Below are 277 nucleotides of genomic sequence, written 5' to 3' on the forward strand. Positions count from 1 at the left end.
GCAAGTCTTCAAGTCGCAGAAGGGCATGATTAACACCGACGCCCTGAAAATGGCGCAGGAAACGGAGGTGGCCATCAACGACGCCAAGTCGGGATTGGTCGCTTACGGCTACTACACGCCGGTCGTGGTGCTGATGCACGAAGACCGCAATTTCCTGTCCGAACAGGCCCGCTACGTCAAGCGCGAGCTTGAACGCAAGGGCTTCGCGGCCCGTATCGAGACGGTCAACGCGCTGGAAGCGTGGCTTGGCTCGCTGCCCGGCCAGCCCTACCCGAAC

Annotated in this window: 1 pseudogene; it reads left to right on the plus strand. The window is 61.4% G+C overall.

The window, feature by feature from the left end:
* A pseudogene (locus tag HMPREF2886_RS31940) lies at positions 1 to 277 on the plus strand (transporter); the annotation flags it as partial.

Source organism: Pseudomonas sp. HMSC066A08 (assembly GCF_001813025.1).
Taxonomy (GTDB): Bacteria; Pseudomonadota; Gammaproteobacteria; order Pseudomonadales; family Pseudomonadaceae; genus Pseudomonas; species Pseudomonas aeruginosa.